Annotated in this window: 13 protein-coding genes; 2 read left to right on the plus strand and 11 right to left on the minus strand. The window is 62.4% G+C overall.

Annotation, left to right across the window (positions count from 1 at the left end; all coding sequences use genetic code 11):
• Window position 1: 1 nt before the first annotated feature.
• The 4 genes from ccoO to FK527_RS14310 all read right to left on the minus strand — a co-directional run bounded on the left by ccoO (window position 2) and on the right by FK527_RS14310 (window position 4,733).
• Complete coding sequence (ccoO, locus tag FK527_RS14295; protein ID WP_144735180.1) at window positions 2–628, minus strand: cytochrome-c oxidase, cbb3-type subunit II; 627 nt, start codon at window positions 626–628, stop codon at window positions 2–4.
• Between the two features lie 20 nt (window positions 629–648).
• A complete protein-coding gene (gene ccoN / locus FK527_RS14300; protein ID WP_144735182.1) occupies window positions 649–2,091 on the minus strand; it encodes a cytochrome-c oxidase, cbb3-type subunit I in 1,443 nt (480 codons plus the stop codon).
• A gap of 66 nt (window positions 2,092–2,157) precedes the next feature.
• Complete coding sequence (gene ccoS / locus FK527_RS14305) at window positions 2,158–2,295, minus strand: cbb3-type cytochrome oxidase assembly protein CcoS (protein WP_144735185.1); 138 nt, start codon at window positions 2,293–2,295, stop codon at window positions 2,158–2,160.
• On the minus strand, window positions 2,295–4,733 hold the full coding sequence (locus tag FK527_RS14310) for a heavy metal translocating P-type ATPase (RefSeq protein WP_144735187.1): 2,439 nt from the start codon (window positions 4,731–4,733) through the stop codon (window positions 2,295–2,297). Before FK527_RS14310 ends, ccoS begins: the two co-directional genes overlap by 1 nt.
• A 108-nt stretch (window positions 4,734–4,841) precedes the next feature.
• Here FK527_RS14310 and FK527_RS14315 point away from each other — a divergent pair, with 108 nt between their 5' ends.
• The gene (locus FK527_RS14315) at window positions 4,842–5,285 is read left to right on the plus strand and encodes a universal stress protein (protein WP_144735189.1); all 444 of its coding nucleotides are present in this window, start codon (window positions 4,842–4,844) and stop codon (window positions 5,283–5,285) included.
• Between the two features lie 103 nt (window positions 5,286–5,388).
• Here the strand turns inward: FK527_RS14315 and FK527_RS14320 are convergent, their stop codons facing one another.
• From FK527_RS14320 to FK527_RS14345, 6 genes are all read right to left on the minus strand, one after another.
• Window positions 5,389–6,957, minus strand: coding sequence for a malonate--CoA ligase (locus FK527_RS14320; protein ID WP_144735191.1), 1,569 nt, complete (start codon window positions 6,955–6,957; stop codon window positions 5,389–5,391).
• A gap of 137 nt (window positions 6,958–7,094) precedes the next feature.
• Window positions 7,095–8,087, minus strand: coding sequence for a Bug family tripartite tricarboxylate transporter substrate binding protein (locus FK527_RS14325; RefSeq protein WP_246072828.1), 993 nt, complete (start codon window positions 8,085–8,087; stop codon window positions 7,095–7,097).
• Between the two features lie 17 nt (window positions 8,088–8,104).
• Window positions 8,105–9,529, minus strand: a complete 1,425-nt coding sequence (locus FK527_RS14330; RefSeq protein ID WP_144735193.1) for a malonyl-CoA decarboxylase — start codon at window positions 9,527–9,529, stop codon at window positions 8,105–8,107.
• 10 nt (window positions 9,530–9,539) lie between these two features.
• Window positions 9,540–10,373: a prolipoprotein diacylglyceryl transferase gene (gene lgt, locus FK527_RS14335; protein WP_144735195.1), complete on the minus strand. Its 834-nt coding sequence runs from the start codon at window positions 10,371–10,373 to the stop codon at window positions 9,540–9,542.
• A 56-nt stretch (window positions 10,374–10,429) separates the two neighbouring features.
• A complete protein-coding gene (ilvD, locus tag FK527_RS14340) occupies window positions 10,430–12,262 on the minus strand; it encodes a dihydroxy-acid dehydratase (RefSeq protein WP_144735197.1) in 1,833 nt (610 codons plus the stop codon).
• 94 nt (window positions 12,263–12,356) lie between these two features.
• Complete coding sequence (locus tag FK527_RS14345) at window positions 12,357–12,599, minus strand: TIGR04438 family Trp-rich protein (RefSeq protein ID WP_144735199.1); 243 nt, start codon at window positions 12,597–12,599, stop codon at window positions 12,357–12,359.
• Window positions 12,600–12,713: 114 nt separating this feature from the next.
• Between FK527_RS14345 and FK527_RS14350 the strand changes: the two genes are divergently transcribed.
• On the plus strand, window positions 12,714–13,025 hold the full coding sequence (locus FK527_RS14350; RefSeq protein ID WP_144735201.1) for a c-type cytochrome: 312 nt from the start codon (window positions 12,714–12,716) through the stop codon (window positions 13,023–13,025).
• A gap of 273 nt (window positions 13,026–13,298) precedes the next feature.
• Here the strand turns inward: FK527_RS14350 and acs are convergent, their stop codons facing one another.
• Complete coding sequence (acs, locus tag FK527_RS14355) at window positions 13,299–15,293, minus strand: acetate--CoA ligase (protein WP_144735203.1); 1,995 nt, start codon at window positions 15,291–15,293, stop codon at window positions 13,299–13,301.
• Between the last annotated feature and the right edge of the window lie 208 nt (window positions 15,294–15,501).

Raw genomic sequence — 15,501 nt, forward strand, 5'->3', positions numbered from 1 at the left:
CTTATTTGATAGCCCGTCCCATACCCTGCAGATAGGCGATCAAGGCATCGAGTTCGGTCTTGCCCTTGACCTCTTCAGCAGCAGCGTTGATTTGCGCATCTGTATAAGGCACACCGACCGTACGCAGCGCTTTCATTCTGGGAGCCATGGTGCTCGCATCGACCATGTTTTTCGCAAGCCACGGATAGGCCGGCATATTGGACTCTGGCACCACGTCACGCGGGTTCTCGAGGTGGATACGATGCCATTCATCGCTGTATTTGCCACCGACGCGCGCCAGATCAGGGCCGGTGCGCTTGCTTCCCCATTGGAAGGGATGGTCATACACAAATTCACCAGCCACCGAATAATGCCCATAGCGCAAGGTTTCGGCACGGAAAGGGCGGATCATCTGCGAATGGCAGTTGTAGCAGCCCTCGCGCTGATAAATGTCGCGCCCCGCCAACTGCAACGCTGTATAGGGCTCTACCCCCTTGACGGGCTCGGTGGTGGATTTTTGAAAAAACAATGGCACGATCTCCACAAGACCGCCGACGGCAACCACCAGCAAAATCAAAACGATCATCAAAAAATTGCTGGTCTCGACTTTTTCGTGCGAGAAGCCCGATGATGAATTGGCATTGGACATATTCAATTCCCTCTGTGTTTTCAAGCGTGGGCAGGATTGACGGCAGGGATCGCCACTTTGACGGAACGGCCGGAGCCAGCGGTCTTCCAGACATTCCAGAGCATCAGCACCATGCCGCCCAGATACAACAGCCCCCCCGAAAGTCGAATCACATAGAAGGGGAACGTAGCCTTCACGCTTTCGACGAAAGTGTAGGTCAGCGTCCCATCGGGGTTGATGGCGCGCCACATCAGGCCTTGCATCACACCGGCAATCCACATTGAGGCGATATACAGCACGATACCGATGGTGGACATCCAGAAGTGGACCTCGATCGCCTTGACGGAATACATTTTTTCTTTGCCAAACAAGCGCGGAACCAGGTAATACAGCGTGCCGATGGAAATCAAGCCCACCCAACCCAGCGCGCCCGAGTGCACATGACCCACAGTCCAATCGGTGTAATGGCTCAGGGCATTGACCGTCTTGATCGACATCATGGGCCCTTCGAAGGTGGACATGCCGTAGAAAGACAACGAAACGATCAAGAAGCGCAGGATGGGGTCGTCACGTAGTTTGTGCCAGGCACCCGACAAGGTCATGATGCCGTTGATCATGCCACCCCAGCTTGGCGCCAGCAGGATCAGCGAAAACACCATGCCAAGGGATTGCGTCCAATCAGGCAAGGCGGTGTAGTGCAAATGGTGTGGACCTGCCCACATGTAAGTGAAAATCAGCGCCCAGAAGTGGACGATGGACAATCGATAGCTGTAAACAGGGCGCCCAGCCTGCTTGGGAATGAAGTAATACATCATCCCCAAGAAGCCCGCCGTAAGAAAAAAGCCCACCGCGTTGTGCCCGTACCACCATTGCACCATGGCATCTTGCACGCCAGCATAGGCCGAGTAGCTCTTCATCCAGCCGGCAGGGATTTCAGCGCTGTTCACCACATGCAACAGGGCAATGGCAATGATGAAGGCACCATAAAACCAGTTTGCGACGTAGATATGCTTGACTTTACGCATACCTATCGTGCCAAAAAACACGACCGCGTAAGCCACCCACACGAGCGTGATGAGAATGTCTATGGGCCATTCCAACTCAGCATACTCTTTGCTGGTGGTGTAGCCCAGCGGCAAACTGATGGCCGCCGCCAAAATCACCAACTGCCAGCCCCAGAACGTGAACGAAGCCAGCGGCCCGGCGAACAAGCGTGTCTGACAAGTGCGCTGCACGACGTAGTAGCTGGAAGCGAAGAGCGCGCAGCCACCAAACGCAAAAATCACCGCGTTGGTATGGAGCGGACGCAATCGCCCATAGCTCAGCCATGGTATGCCAAAGTTGAGCTCAGGCCATGTCAACTGGGCCGCGATGATCACGCCCACCAACATGCCTACCACCCCCCAGACTGCCGCCATGATCGCGAACTGGCGCACTACCGTATCGTTGTAGTGCGCAACATCTTTCTTGACTGAAGAATCCATCTGACACCTCGTTTTTTGTTGCAATGTGAGTTTCGATGAGACAAGGCCCGGCATCGTTGATGCAAGTCAACCATCTTTGAGAATACGCTCACCCTCCTGTTCGACGCTGTCGAACTGACCACTGTAGATCGCCCACCACAGCCCGGCCAGTATCAGCAGCACCAGCACAACCGACAGCGGGATCAGCAAATAGAGAATGTCCATCAGAAAGGCTCCGGCAAAGGGCAAGAAGGCGAAGACACGCCCCCTTTGTTGTCTTCTGGCAACGAAGCAGGCATCTCACCGCGCCAGCGCGCCAACCTTGCCGCGTTGAGGACGACGAGCAGAGAACTCGATGCCATGCCCAGGCCCGCAAGCCACGGCGGCATCCAGCCCGCAATGGCCAGCGGCACGGCCAGCGCGTTGTAGGCCGCAGCCCACCACAGATTTTGACGCACGACCTGCATGGTCTGCCGCGCCAAGGTCACGGCCTGCGGAATCAAGGTGAGTCTGCCGCTCAGCACCACGAAATCGGCACGCGACTGTGCCAGCGGTGCGGCCGAACCGAAGGCAAAAGACACGTTGGCCCCCGCGAGCACAGGCCCGTCATTGATGCCGTCGCCTACCATGCCGACACGGCGCCCCTGTTTCTGCAGCGTCTGCAAAGCTAAGAGCTTGTCCTGCGGTGTGCATTCGCCCCGCGCCAGGTCGATGCCGGCCTGTGCCGCCACTCTTTGCACCGCGGCCTGCCTGTCCCCTGACAAAATTTGCGCTGCCACGCTGAGTTGGCGCAAAGACGCGACTGCGGCAGGCACTTCAGGGCGCATGGCTTCCGCCAAGTCGAAATGGGCAAGCTCGCGCCCGGGCCCATGCACACCATCTTCCGCCAGAAATACCTGCGAGGCAGCCTCATCCGCGGCCGATGCCTGTAAGGCCACATCGGTGTGCCGTGCCGAGCCCAACCGCACAGAGCGGGCCGGGACGAGGCCGAGCGCATCTTCCACCGTCGCGCGCAGCCCCAGGCCCGCCTCTTCGTGCAGATCGCGCACACGCCAACGCTCGACCAAGTCCGGGCGTGCTGCGGATGCGAGCGCTCGCGACACCGGGTGCAAGGAATGGCGTGCCAGCGCGGCGGCCAAGGCAAGCACCTGCGCTGCGTCCATGCCTGTGTCTGGCGCAACATGCACGGTGCGCAACTGCATGCCTTCACGCGTGAGGGTGCCGGTTTTGTCGAAAACCACGGTATCCACCTCTGCCAGGGCTTCGAGCGCTTGCAGGTTGCGCACCAGGACGCCTTGGCGCGCAAGCGTGCCCGCAGCCGTCAACATGGCGACGGGTGTGGCGAGCGAAAGCGCGCAGGGGCAGGTCACCACCAAGACCGCCACGGCCACCATGAGTGCGCGCTCGGGGTCCTGGCCCCACCACCACAACGCAGCCGCCGCAGCAGCCAGCAGCACGCCGACCAGAAAAGGCCGCGCAATGCGGTCGGCCAATTGCGCAAGGCGGGGTTTTTGCAAGGAGGCGCTCTCCATCAGCGCGACGATCTCGGCAAAGCGCGTCTGCTCGCCCGTGCGCTCGACGCGCGCCTCGACGGGGGCGAGCAGGTTGTAGCTGCCCGTGATCACCTGGCTCCCTTGTGCACGCACGACGGGCGTGGATTCGCCCGTGAGCAAGGATTCATCGACCTGCGTGCTGCCACGCACGATGGTTCCATCCGCCGGGAAGGCCTCGCCTGGCAGTACGCGAATGGTGTCGCCCACGGCGAGCCGCCGAGTGGCGACGCGCGCAAATCTGCCATCGGGCCCAAGGCGCTCTATGCTGTCTGGCAGGCGGTTCATCACCGCCTCGAGCGCGCCCGCGGTGCGGTCGCGCAAGCGCAGCTCCAGCCAGCGTCCGGTGAGCAAAAAGAATACGAACATGGTCAGCGAGTCGAAATAGACTTCATGACCAAATAGCCCTTCAGGGTCGAAAGTACCAGCGGTACTCACTATGAAAGTGATGGCAATACCAAGCGCCACGGGCAAGTCCATGCTCACGCGCCGCGAGCGAATGTCGCGCCAGGCACTCGCAAAGAAGGGGCCGCAGGCGAACAGCATCACGGGCAGGGACAACACCCATGAGGCCCAGCGCAGCAATTGCTCCATTTCAGCCGAAAGGTCGCCGGGTTGTGCCACGTAGGCGGGCCAAGCGTACATCATGACCTGCATCATGCAAAAACCGGCGACGGCCCAGCGCCACAAAGCCCGCCGGCTCTCCTGCAAGCGCCGCTCGCGCGTGAAGGCATCAAGCGCGGGCAAGGCGGTATAGCCGGCTTTTTGCACGGCCGCCAGCCACCCAGAGGGCAACACACGGCGTGCATCCCAGACGATGCGCGCGCGCTGGGTCGCGGCGCTGACTTCGGCCTGTTCCACCCCCGGCACGGTGCGCAAGGCGTCTTCTATGGTCAAGGCGCAGGCGGCGCAATGCATGCCGCCGAGCACCACGTAAGACTCCCAGCGCGCGGCCTCGGCCGGGGGCGCGGTTTGCTCACCCCTTGCCAAGCCACAGGGCCGGCCGAATGCCGACCACTCCTGCGGATCGTCCAGCAAAACCCTGGCTCCCGCATCCTGCGGTCGCGCCTGATCTGGCAGCTTATCGGCACCCGTGGATAGACTGGTGGACATGTCGCTAGCCTAAATGCATCCCATGATAGGCATATTGACATGAATCAAGACAAAAATCAAGACACCGCCTACGCTGGCGTCGTTGATGTCATTTTGAGGAGTGAGACGATGTACCAACGCATTCTGGCGGCCACGGATGGCTCGCCGCTGTCGGAAAAAGCCGTGGAGGCAGCCCTTTCCCTGGCAGCCCTCTCGAAAGCCACGCTGATCGTGCTGAAGGTGGTGCCGCGTTATCCGGTCAGCTATTTCGAAGGCGGTTTGCCCGTCGATGCCGGCGACGTCAAGCGCATCGAAAAGCAATGGGGCGACGCGGCCAAGGCCTTGCTCGAAGAAATCAAGGCCAAGGGCGATGCGGTTGGCGTGACGGTCAAGCCCGTCGTCGTCAAGTCGGACTTGGTGGCCGAGGCCATCATTTCGGCGGCCAAAAAGCACAAATGCGATCTGATCGTCATGGCCTCGCACGGGCGCAAGGGCTTGAAGCGCCTGCTGCTGGGCAGCGAGACCCAGCATGTATTGACACATTCGCATGTTCCGGTGCTCGTGCTGCGCTGAACCCGGAACCAAGCGATTTATCGCAAAAATGGCCTCATGTGCCCATGTAACAAGCGTGAGCAGCTACAAATGTAGAAGCATTTAACCACCAGGGCGCATGCGCTTACGCGCTGAGCGCATCCTGGTGCTCGGCGCGCAGCAGGTTTTTTTGCACCTTGCCCATGGTGTTGCGCGGTAGCTCCGGCACGATGACGCAGCGTTTGGGGATTTTGTAGTTCGCAAGCTGCATCTTGAGTTGCGCAAGGATCGCCTCGGGGTCAAGCCGGGCGCCAGGATTGGCAACGACCACAGCCACGCCCACCTCGCCAAAGTCCGGGTGCGGCACGCCCACCACGGCGCTCTCGGCGACGCCGGGCATGTCGTTGATCGCCGCCTCGATCTCGGCCGGATAGACGTTGTAGCCGCCGCTGATGATCAAGTCTTTACTACGCCCCACGATGCTCACGTAGCCGCGTTCATCAATCTTGCCCACGTCGCCGGTCTTGAACCAGCCATCGGCGGTGAATTCCTCGGCGGTTTTCTCGGGCATGCGCCAGTAGCCTTTGAACACGTTCGGCCCGCGCACCTGGATGTTGCCGATTTCGCCCTCGGCGATGGGGGAGTTGGCATCATCGACCACGCGCAGCTCCACGCCCGGCAAGGGAAAGCCCACGGTGCCACCGCGGCGCTCGCTCTGCCCGCCGTAGCGCGCGTCGGCGCTGTAGGGGTTGGACGTGAGCATGATGGTCTCGCTCATGCCGTAACGCTCCAAAATCGTGTGGCCCGTGCGCTCCTGCCAGGCGCGGAAGGTCTCGACCAGCAAGGGCGCCGAGCCCGAGATGAACAGGCGCATGTGGCGCGCGGCCTCGTGGTTCAACGCCGGCTCGGCCAGCATGCGCACGTAGAGCGTGGGCACGCCCATGAACACCGTGGCGCGCGGCATGACGGCGATCACGGCTTTTGGGTCGAACTTGGGCAGCCAGATCATCTTGCTGCCGCCGAGCAACGCCGCATGGATCGCAACGAACAAGCCATGCACGTGAAAAATCGGCAGTGCGTGGATGAGCACGTCGTCGCTGCGCCAGCCCCAATAGTCTTTGAGCACCAGCGCGTTCGAGAGCAGATTGCCGTGCGTGAGCATCGCGCCCTTGCTGCGCCCCGTGGTGCCACTGGTGTAGAGAATGGCGGCCAGATCGTCGGCCGTTTTGCGGGCCGGCACGTGCGCACTATCGTGTTGCGCAGCGCGCTCGAGCAAGCTGCCACTGCGATCATCACCGAGCGTGAACACATGCTGCGTGCCCGCGGCGTAGGCGAGTTGCGACACCCAATCGAAATTCCCGGGCGTGCACACGACCACGGCAGGCTCGGCATTGCCGATGAAGTAGCTGATCTCGGCGCGCTGGTAGGCGGTGTTGAGCGGCAAGAACACATAGCCCGCGCGCAGCGTGGCCAGGTACAGCAGCATGGCCTCGACCGATTTTTCGACCTGCACGGCGATGCGGCTGCCCTCCGGCAAACCTAAGGATGCGAGCAGGTTGGCGATGCGCGCGCTGCCCTGGTCCAGGTCGCGCCAGCTATAGCGCAGTGCGCTGCCATCGGGCGCGGTCGCCTCGACGGCAGTCTGCGCCAGGTCTGCAGGGAAGGCCGCGCGCAAGGCGCTGAACAGATTTTGTGAATCGGACAGGGATGTCATAACAATGCGAAGCAAAAAACCTGGAGTGAAACGCCTTTCCGGGCACAGTCGATGGCATTCAAATGCTCTTATTAAAAGAGCACATTACGCCCGTCGGAAGAGGATGAGATGCATATTTAGTATCAAAAAATGCAAACTCATTCGATCTTGACCCCGGAAGCCTTGACCACCCCCGCCCAACGTTTGACTTCCGTGCCCGCCATGGCAGCGAATTGCTGTTGCGAGAGGCTGCCGTATTCAGCGCCGTTGCCGGCCCAGACAGCCTTGAGTTCATCGGCCTTGCCCACCTCATGGACAACCTCGATGATGCGCGCCTGGATGTTCGAGGGCGTGCCCTTGGGGGCCCACAGGCCATACCAGGTCGAAACGGTGTAATCCGGCAGCCCTACTTCCTTGGCGCAGGGCACCTCTGGAAAGGCCGGGTTGCGCTTGTGCCCCGACACCATGAGGGCCTTGATCCGCCCCGCCTTGATGTGTGCAGCCGAAGATCCGAGACCGTCAAACATCATGTCAACATTGCCTGCCATCAAGTCCTGCAGCGCGGGCCCGGCGCCACGATAGGGAATGTGGGTAATAAAGGTTCCTGTCTGCTGCTTGAACAATTCACCCGCAAGATGGTGCGAGGTACCCAAGCCTGCGGAACCGTAATTGAGCTTGCCCGGATTGCGTTTGACGTAGTCGAGGAATTGCTTGAAATTGGCCACAGGCACGGTTTTGGGATTGACCACCACGACTTGCGGCACGCTGGCGAGCAAAGCGAGAGGGATGAAGTCTTTTTCGATGTCGTAATCGAGCTTGGGATAGATCGAGGGCGCAATCACATGGTGGACACCACCCATGAACAAGGTATAGCCGTCTGCCGGCGCTTTGGCCGCGACGCCAGCTCCAAGCGTACCGCCAGCCCCGCCGCGATTGTCTATAACCAAAGTCTTACCAGTCGCCTTGGCAAACTGCGCGGAAAAAGGCCGAGCAAATGCGTCCGTGCCCCCGCCAGCGGGAAAAGGCACTATCAAAGTAACGGGTTTGACGGGCCAAGCCGTCTCTGCCCAGGCTGCACTCGCCATCCAGGACAGACTCACGGCCGCAGCGCCTCGCAACACCCCACGACGCTGTAATTTTTGATCGTTCACGGTTTATCTCCTTTGCATTAAGGTTTCATCCAGTCGCGCCACAGGCGCTCCACTTCGCGGGAGGCGGCCACACGGCCTTGCGCGAGCAATGCGCGATGGCGGTCTATGCGCTGCAAGTCGTACCAGTAATTGACCATCAGACCATACGATTGCTTCCAGCCCTTCGCCGAAGGATCGCCGCCCCAGTTGATGCGCTCCACGCGCGCACCGTTGCCGAGGTGAAAGCGCGCTACGGGATCGGCCGGCTTGCCTCCGGGCAATGCGCACGCCAAATAGTAAGCCGTACAAGCAAGCAGCCACTGCCGCCATCGCGAGTTAGCCTCCGCCTCGCGCGTACGCTCCCAAACTGAGAGCACAGTATCGGCCTGCAACGCCGTCTCGCCAAGCGCAGCCTGCAATTCGGCGCGATGTTTTGCATCGAGTCGCTCGAGCAAGTTCGGCACATTTTTGCTCAGCCAGCCGCGCAACCCCGGAATCGGGGATAGTGTGGCGAACGCGCGCAGGCGGGGCAGCTCCGTGCGCAGCGTCTCGACCACGCGTTTGATGAGCGAGTCGCCAAAGCCCACGCCACGCAAGCCGATCTGCGTGTTGCTGATCGAATAAAAAATGGCCGTCGTCGCGCGGGACGGATCACCCTCGGGGGCGGACTCGTCGACCAGCGGCGCGATGCTGTCGGCCATCTCGTCGAGCAACGCCACTTCGACGAAGATCAAGGGCTCACCGGGCAGGCGCGGGTGGAAAAACGCATAGCAGCGGCGGTCTTCGCCCAGCCTGCGCTTCAAGTCGGCCCAACCGCGTATGGCGTGCACGGCCTCGTACTGAATGAGCTTTTCAAGCAAAGAGGCCGGATCATCCCAGGTGATGCGGCGCAACTCGAGAAACGCCACGTCGAACCAGGTCGAAAAAAGCTGCTCCAGCTCGGCATCGAGCGGCAACAGGCGCGGATCTTTTTTGACGTGGGCGAGCAGTTCGGCACGCAGGTCGAGCAAAAAGCGCAAGCCTTGCGCAAATGCGGCAAAGCGCTGCAGCAGCCGCGCGCGCGGCGATTCGAACGCGCGGCGCAATTCGACCTCGGCCAAGGCAGCCTGCGTGGCATCAGCTGCAGCCTCGTACTGCCGCTGCGCTGACGGCAGGCGTGCCACATCGGGCGTGAACTGCTCACACATCAGCAGCCACAGGTCGCGCCGCTGCTCGGGCGTGGCTTGTGTATACCAGGCGGCCACGGCCTGCGCACGGTGTCCACCCTCGACATCGCTCGCCTGCGGTGCGGCGACGGCCTGCAAGTCCGAGAGCAGGCGGCGCAAGGCGCGCGGCGACAGAGCTTCATCCGCGCGCCGCAAGGTCGCACGCAGACGTTCGCCCGTAGAGCGCGGCAGGTTCACCCGCGACGGTGCCTCACCCGGCGCAGCATCCGTAACCTTGGTGTCATCCGCGGTGGCCATCGCCTCCTCTTCAAGTACGGCGCGCACGTAGCGTCGACATTGGCCGGCGCCGCGCCCACAGCCACAGCGCCACGCCCGCCACGATCATCGGCAGGCAAAGCCACTGCCCCATGCTCAGGCCCAGCGAGAGCAGGCCCAGGAAGGCATCGGGCTCGCGGAAATACTCGGCCACGAAGCGCAACACCCCATAACCCACGAGGAACGCCGCCGCCACTTCCCCTTCGCGGCGCGGGCGGCGCGCATACAGCCACAGCAGCACGAACAGCAGCAGCCCTTCGAGCAGAAACTGGTAAACCTGCGAGGGATGGCGCGGCAACATGGAGCCGCTTTGCGGAAACACCATCGCCCAGGGCAACTCGGGGCTCGCAAAGCGCCCCCAGAGTTCGCCATTGATGAAGTTGCCCACACGCCCCGCGGCCAGGCCCGTGGGCACACACGGCGCGACGAAGTCGGCCACCTGCAGCCAGGGGCGCCGGCGCGAACGCGCAAACCAGGTCATTGCGGCAATGGCACCAAGCAAGCCGCCATGAAAACTCATGCCGCCCTGCCAGACCGCAAAGATTTCGAGCGGATGCGCAAAGTAGTAGCCGGGCTTGTAAAACAGGCAGTAGCCCAGGCGCCCGCCGAGCACCACGCCTACGACGCCGAGAAACAGAATGTCCTCCACGTCCTTGCTCGTCCAGGCCCCAGGGCCGGTGATGGAGGCAAACGGCTCGTGGCGCAGCCGCAGGCGCCCGAGCAGCAGGAAAAGGCCGAAAGCGACCAGATAGGTCACGCCATACCAATGGATGGCCAGCGGCCCCACTTGCAGGGCAATCGGATCGATGTGGGGGTAAATCAGCATGCGTGGACGCTAGTCACTGTGGCGGAATCGCGTAGGAAGAAGATGCTGGGCTGTGCTCAATCGAGCAGCGAAAGATCGCGCACCGCGCCCTTGTCGGCGGACATGACCAGCTTGGCATAGGCCTTGAGGGCCGCCGACACCTGGCGCTTGCGCAGCTGTGCAGGCTTCCAGCCTTTGGCGTCCTGCTCGGCGCGGCGCCGTGCAAGCTCCTCGTCGGACACCAGCACGTCGATGCGACGGTTCGGGATGTCGATGCGGATGCGGTCGCCGTTTTGCACCAAGCCGATGGCGCCGCCGGCAGCCGCCTCGGGCGAAACATGGCCAATCGACAAGCCCGAAGTACCGCCCGAAAAGCGCCCATCGGTGAGCAGCGCACAGGCCTTGCCCAAGCCCTTGGACTTGATGTAGGAGGTCGGGTAGAGCATCTCCTGCATGCCGGGGCCGCCCTTGGGGCCCTCGTAGCGCACGATGACCACGTCGCCGGCCTGCACCTGGCCTTCGAGAATGTGCGCCACAGCTTCGTCCTGCGATTCGGTGACATGCGCCGGGCCTTCGAACACGAACAGCGCATCATCGACCCCGGCCGTTTTGACCACGCAACCGTCCTGCGCGATGTTGCCTACGAGCACGGCCAAGCCGCCCTCCTGCGAAAACGCATGGCCCACGGAGCGGATGCAGCCTTCAGCGCGGTCGGCATCAAGACTTGGCCAGCGCATGTTCTGGCTGAAGGCCACCTGCGTGGGAATGCCTGCGGGGCCAGCCTTGAAAAAATGCCGCACCTCGTCCGAGGGGTTGCGCATGATGTCCCATTGCTCCAGGGCTTCCCCCAAGGTCTTGGTGTGGATGGTGGGCACGTCGGTGTGCAACTTTCCCGCACGGTCAAGCTCGCCGAGGATGGCCATGATGCCGCCCGCGCGGTGCACGTCTTCGACGTGGTACTTGGGCGTGTTGGGCGCGACCTTGCACAGTTGCGGCACCACGCGCGAGAGACGGTCTATGTCTCGCATGGTGAAAGGAATCTGCGCCTCCTGGGCAATCGCGAGCAGGTGCAGGATGGTGTTGGTCGAGCCGCCCATGGCGATGTCCAGCGCCATCGCGTTCTCGAACGCCTTCAAGCCCACGGCGCGCGGCAGCACTGAGGCGTCGCCTTGCTCGTAATAGCGCCGCGCGAGCTCCACGATCAGGCGGCCGCAGCGCTTGAAGAGCTGCTCGCGGTCGGCGTGCGTGGCCACGAGCGTGCCGTTGCCGGGCAGCGCCAGGCCCAGCGCCTCGGTCAGGCAGTTCATGGAGTTGGCCGTGAACATGCCCGAGCACGAGCCGCAGGTCGGGCAGGCGGAGCGCTCGACCTCGGCCACATCGGCATCCGACACCTTGCTGTCGGCGGCCATGACCATGGCATCGATCAGGTCGATCTTGTGCACGCCCAGGCGCGTCTTGCCTGCCTCCATGGGGCCGCCCGAGACGAACACCACCGGAATGTTCAGGCGCATCGCGGCCATGAGCATGCCGGGGGTGATCTTATCGCAGTTCGAGATGCACACCAGCGCGTCGGCACAGTGCGCGTTCACCATGTATTCGACCGAATCGGCGATCAGGTCGCGACTGGGCAGCGAATACAGCATGCCGTCGTGCCCCATGGCGATGCCGTCATCGACGGCGATGGTGTTGAACTCCTTGGCCACGCCGCCCGCAGCCTCGATCTCGCGCGCCACCAGTTGCCCCAAGTCTTTGAGGTGCACATGGCCCGGCACGAACTGGGTGAACGAATTGGCAATGGCGATGATGGGCTTGTCGAAGTCGCCGTCCTGCATGCCGGTGGCGCGCCACAAGGCACGCGCCCCCGCCATGTTGCGGCCGGACGTGGAGGTTTTGGAGCGGTATGCGGGCATGGAGTCTCTTCGCAGCAGGGGTTGATAAAGCGCTCGGATTATCACCCAGCACCCCACCCTCGCAGCGCCGCATGCACCGGCAAGGCCTGCACCGTCAGCGCGGCTTGCGCGGACGCAACCCCAAGGACTCTTTTTGCCGCTCTATACGCTCTTGCTTGCGCTTTTCGATTTTTTCCGCGGCCTTGCGCTTGGTGTAGCCCGACGCGTCGGCCCAGGTCCACCACAGCGCCGCCAAGCCGAAGGGCACCAGCGTCCACCACCAGGGCCAATCTGCCACAGGACCGACGGCCAAATACTTCAACAGCACCAAAACGATGCCCAGCAGCAACAAATACATAAAACACCCTCCAAAGTCTGTGATGGCGGAACTGAATGGATTTATCCAGGTCAACCTCGCTGGCTACAATTCCGTTCAGACTGTACCCTAGCAACATCCCTCAAGGAAACCACCATGAAGCGCACCCTGCTCGCCCTCGCCGTCACCGTTTCTGCCGCCGTGCCGGCCTTTGCCGCCGACGAACTGGCGCTGGCGCAATCGAAAAACTGCATGTCCTGCCACGCCGTGGACAAAAAATTGGTAGGCCCGGCCTACAAGGACGTGGCGGCCAAATATGCCGGCCAGAAAGACGCTGTCGCCAAGCTCACCACCAAGGTCATGAAGGGTGGCTCGGGTGTCTGGGGCCCGGTGCCCATGCCGGCCAACCCGCAGGTCAACGAAGCCGAAGCCAAGAAGCTGGTCACCTGGATACTGGCAACCAAATAATCTCGCTGCGCTTCGGCACAGAGCCAGCAGGCTTTGTGCATAAAAAATCCCGCGCCATCCGGTAAGGACGGCGCGGGATTTTTTTATGCGACCTTCAACCCAGATTGTCCATTAGGACGTGGGATGATGGCGAGGCGGCTGGCGCGGCAGTTTGGTCGCTGGTGAGAAGTCCATGGCAGGTGCCATGGACGCCGAAGCAGCGGCCAAAATGACCGTCAGCCGTCCGCCAGCGCCCGCGTAGGTGCGCAGCACCGCCTAATGGACAATCTGGGTTCAATTACTCTGCGACAACTGCTCAAGGATCGCGGGGTTTTCGAGCGTGCTCGTGTCCTGCGTGATCGCCTCGCCACGTGCAATGCTGCGCAGCAGGCGGCGCATGATCTTGCCGCTGCGCGTCTTGGGCAGGTTTTCGCCGAAGCGGATGTCCTTGGGCTTGGCGATGGGGCCGATCTCCTTGGCCACCCAATTGCGCAACTCGTTGGCGATTTGGTGCGCCTCTTCGCCCTTGGGCAGCGGGCGCTTGAGCACCACGAAGGCGCAGATCGCCTCGCCCGTCACGTCGTCGGGCCGCCCCACGACGGCAGCCTCGGCCACGAGATCGGTCTTGGCGACCAGTGCCGATTCGATCTCCATCGTGCCCATGCGGTGGCCCGAGACGTTGAGCACGTCGTCGATGCGGCCCGTGATGCGGAAATAGCCGCGGTCGGCGCTGCGCACGGCGCCGTCGCCGGCGAGGTAGTAGCCCTTGAGCTCTTCAGGGAAGTAGCTCTTCTTGAAGCGCTCCGGATCGCCCCAGATGGTGCGGATCATGCTGGGCCACGGGCGTTTGATGACCAAAATGCCGCCCACGCCGTTGGGGATGTCGTTCCCCACTTCATCGACGATAGCGGCCATGATGCCCGGCAGCGGCAGCGTGCAGCTACCAGGTACGAGCGGTGTGGCGCCAGGCAAAGGCGTGATCACATGGCCGCCGGTTTCCGTTTGCCAGAAGGTGTCCACGATGGGGCAGCGCTCACCGCCCACGTTTTTGTAGTACCACATCCAGGCTTCGGGGTTGATGGGCTCTCCCACGCTGCCCAAAATGCGCAGGCTCGAAAGATCGAAGCGCGCCGGGTGCACGGCGGCATCGGTGTCGGCTGCCTTGATGAGCGAGCGGATCGCCGTCGGCGCGGTGTAGAAAATGCTGCAGCGGTGGCGCTCGATCATTTGCCAAAAGCGCGCCGCGTTCGGGTAGGTGGGCACGCCTTCGAAGACGATTTGCGTCGCCCCCGCAGCGAGCGGCCCGTAGGCCACGTAGGTGTGGCCTGTGATCCAGCCTATGTCCGCCGTGCACCAGAAGACGTCCTCGGGGCGCAGGTCGAAAGTCCACTCCATCGTCACCTTGGCCCACAGCAGGTAGCCGCCCGTGCTGTGTTGCACGCCCTTGGGTTTGCCGGTCGAGCCGCTGGTGTAGAGCACGAACAGCGGGTGCTCGGCCCCTACGCTGACGGGCGGGCAGTCGCTGCTCTGGCCAGCCAGCGCTTCATCGAAAGTCTTGTCGCGCCCCGCCACCATGGCGCAGGGCGCGGCGGTGCGCTGATAGACGAGCACATTGCGCACGCACTCGCAACCGCCCATGGCCAGGGCCTCGTCGATGATGGACTTGAGCGGCAGCTCCTTGCCGCCGCGCAGCTGGTAGTTGGCCGTGATCACGGCCACGGCGCCCGCGTCGATGATGCGCTCGTGCACCGCCTTGGCGCTGAAGCCGCCGAACACCACGCTGTGCGTCGCGCCTATGCGCGCGCAGGCCTGCATCGCCACCACGCCTTCGATGCTCATGGGCATGTAAATCAGCACGCGGTCGCCCTTGCTCACGCCCATCGCCTTGAGCGCGTTGGCAAACTGAGCGACGCGCGCGAGCAGTTCCTTGTAGGTGACGCGCGTCACGCTGCCGTCGTCGGCCTCGAAAATCAGCGCCGTTTTGTTTTCGGTTGGCGTGCCCATGTGCTTGTCGAGGCAATTGGCCGAGGCGTTGAGCTCGCCATCGGCAAACCATTGGTAAAACGGCGCGTTCGTGGCATCAAGCGTGCGCGTGAAGGGCCGCGTCCACTGCAAATGCTCGCGCGCGAGCCGCGCCCAAAAGCCTTCGTAGTCCTTTTCGGCCTCGGCGCACAGCGCGTGGTAAGCCTCCATGCCGGCGATACGCGCCGTGCGTGCAAGCGCTTCGGACGGGGGGAAGACGCGGTTTTCGATCAGCGTGGATTCGATGGTGGAAGAAGGGGTACTCATGGACTTCGTCTCCTGCATGGGTTGGATGAATCGGCGCAAATTTCCGCTGTGGCACTTACACACGACTGACGGAAAGGAATCTTAACGTGAAAGACACCAGTGCCCAGACGAGCCGGGGCCTGACCTGACGCTGGCCATGGCGAGGAGTGGACGTTTTTGTGGTCGTGGGCGCAATGCCCGAAGGGTTCAGACGGGCTTGGGCATATAG

The organism is Extensimonas perlucida, assembly GCF_007655255.1.
GTDB classification, from domain to species: Bacteria; Pseudomonadota; Gammaproteobacteria; order Burkholderiales; family Burkholderiaceae_C; genus Extensimonas; species Extensimonas perlucida.

Coding starts and splice junctions, on each gene's coding strand:
- ccoO (WP_144735180.1), bottom strand. CDS start 628: ATGTCCAATGCCAATTCATCATCGGGCTTCTCGCACGAAAAAGTCGAG.
- ccoN (WP_144735182.1), bottom strand. CDS start 2,091: ATGGATTCTTCAGTCAAGAAAGATGTTGCGCACTACAACGATACGGTA.
- ccoS (WP_144735185.1), bottom strand. CDS start 2,295: ATGGACATTCTCTATTTGCTGATCCCGCTGTCGGTTGTGCTGGTGCTG.
- FK527_RS14310 (WP_144735187.1), bottom strand. CDS start 4,733: ATGTCCACCAGTCTATCCACGGGTGCCGATAAGCTGCCAGATCAGGCG.
- FK527_RS14315 (WP_144735189.1), top strand. CDS start 4,842: ATGTACCAACGCATTCTGGCGGCCACGGATGGCTCGCCGCTGTCGGAA.
- FK527_RS14320 (WP_144735191.1), bottom strand. CDS start 6,957: ATGACATCCCTGTCCGATTCACAAAATCTGTTCAGCGCCTTGCGCGCG.
- FK527_RS14330 (WP_144735193.1), bottom strand. CDS start 9,529: ATGGCCACCGCGGATGACACCAAGGTTACGGATGCTGCGCCGGGTGAG.
- lgt (WP_144735195.1), bottom strand. CDS start 10,373: ATGCTGATTTACCCCCACATCGATCCGATTGCCCTGCAAGTGGGGCCG.
- ilvD (WP_144735197.1), bottom strand. CDS start 12,262: ATGCCCGCATACCGCTCCAAAACCTCCACGTCCGGCCGCAACATGGCG.
- FK527_RS14345 (WP_144735199.1), bottom strand. CDS start 12,599: ATGTATTTGTTGCTGCTGGGCATCGTTTTGGTGCTGTTGAAGTATTTG.
- FK527_RS14350 (WP_144735201.1), top strand. CDS start 12,714: ATGAAGCGCACCCTGCTCGCCCTCGCCGTCACCGTTTCTGCCGCCGTG.
- acs (WP_144735203.1), bottom strand. CDS start 15,293: ATGAGTACCCCTTCTTCCACCATCGAATCCACGCTGATCGAAAACCGC.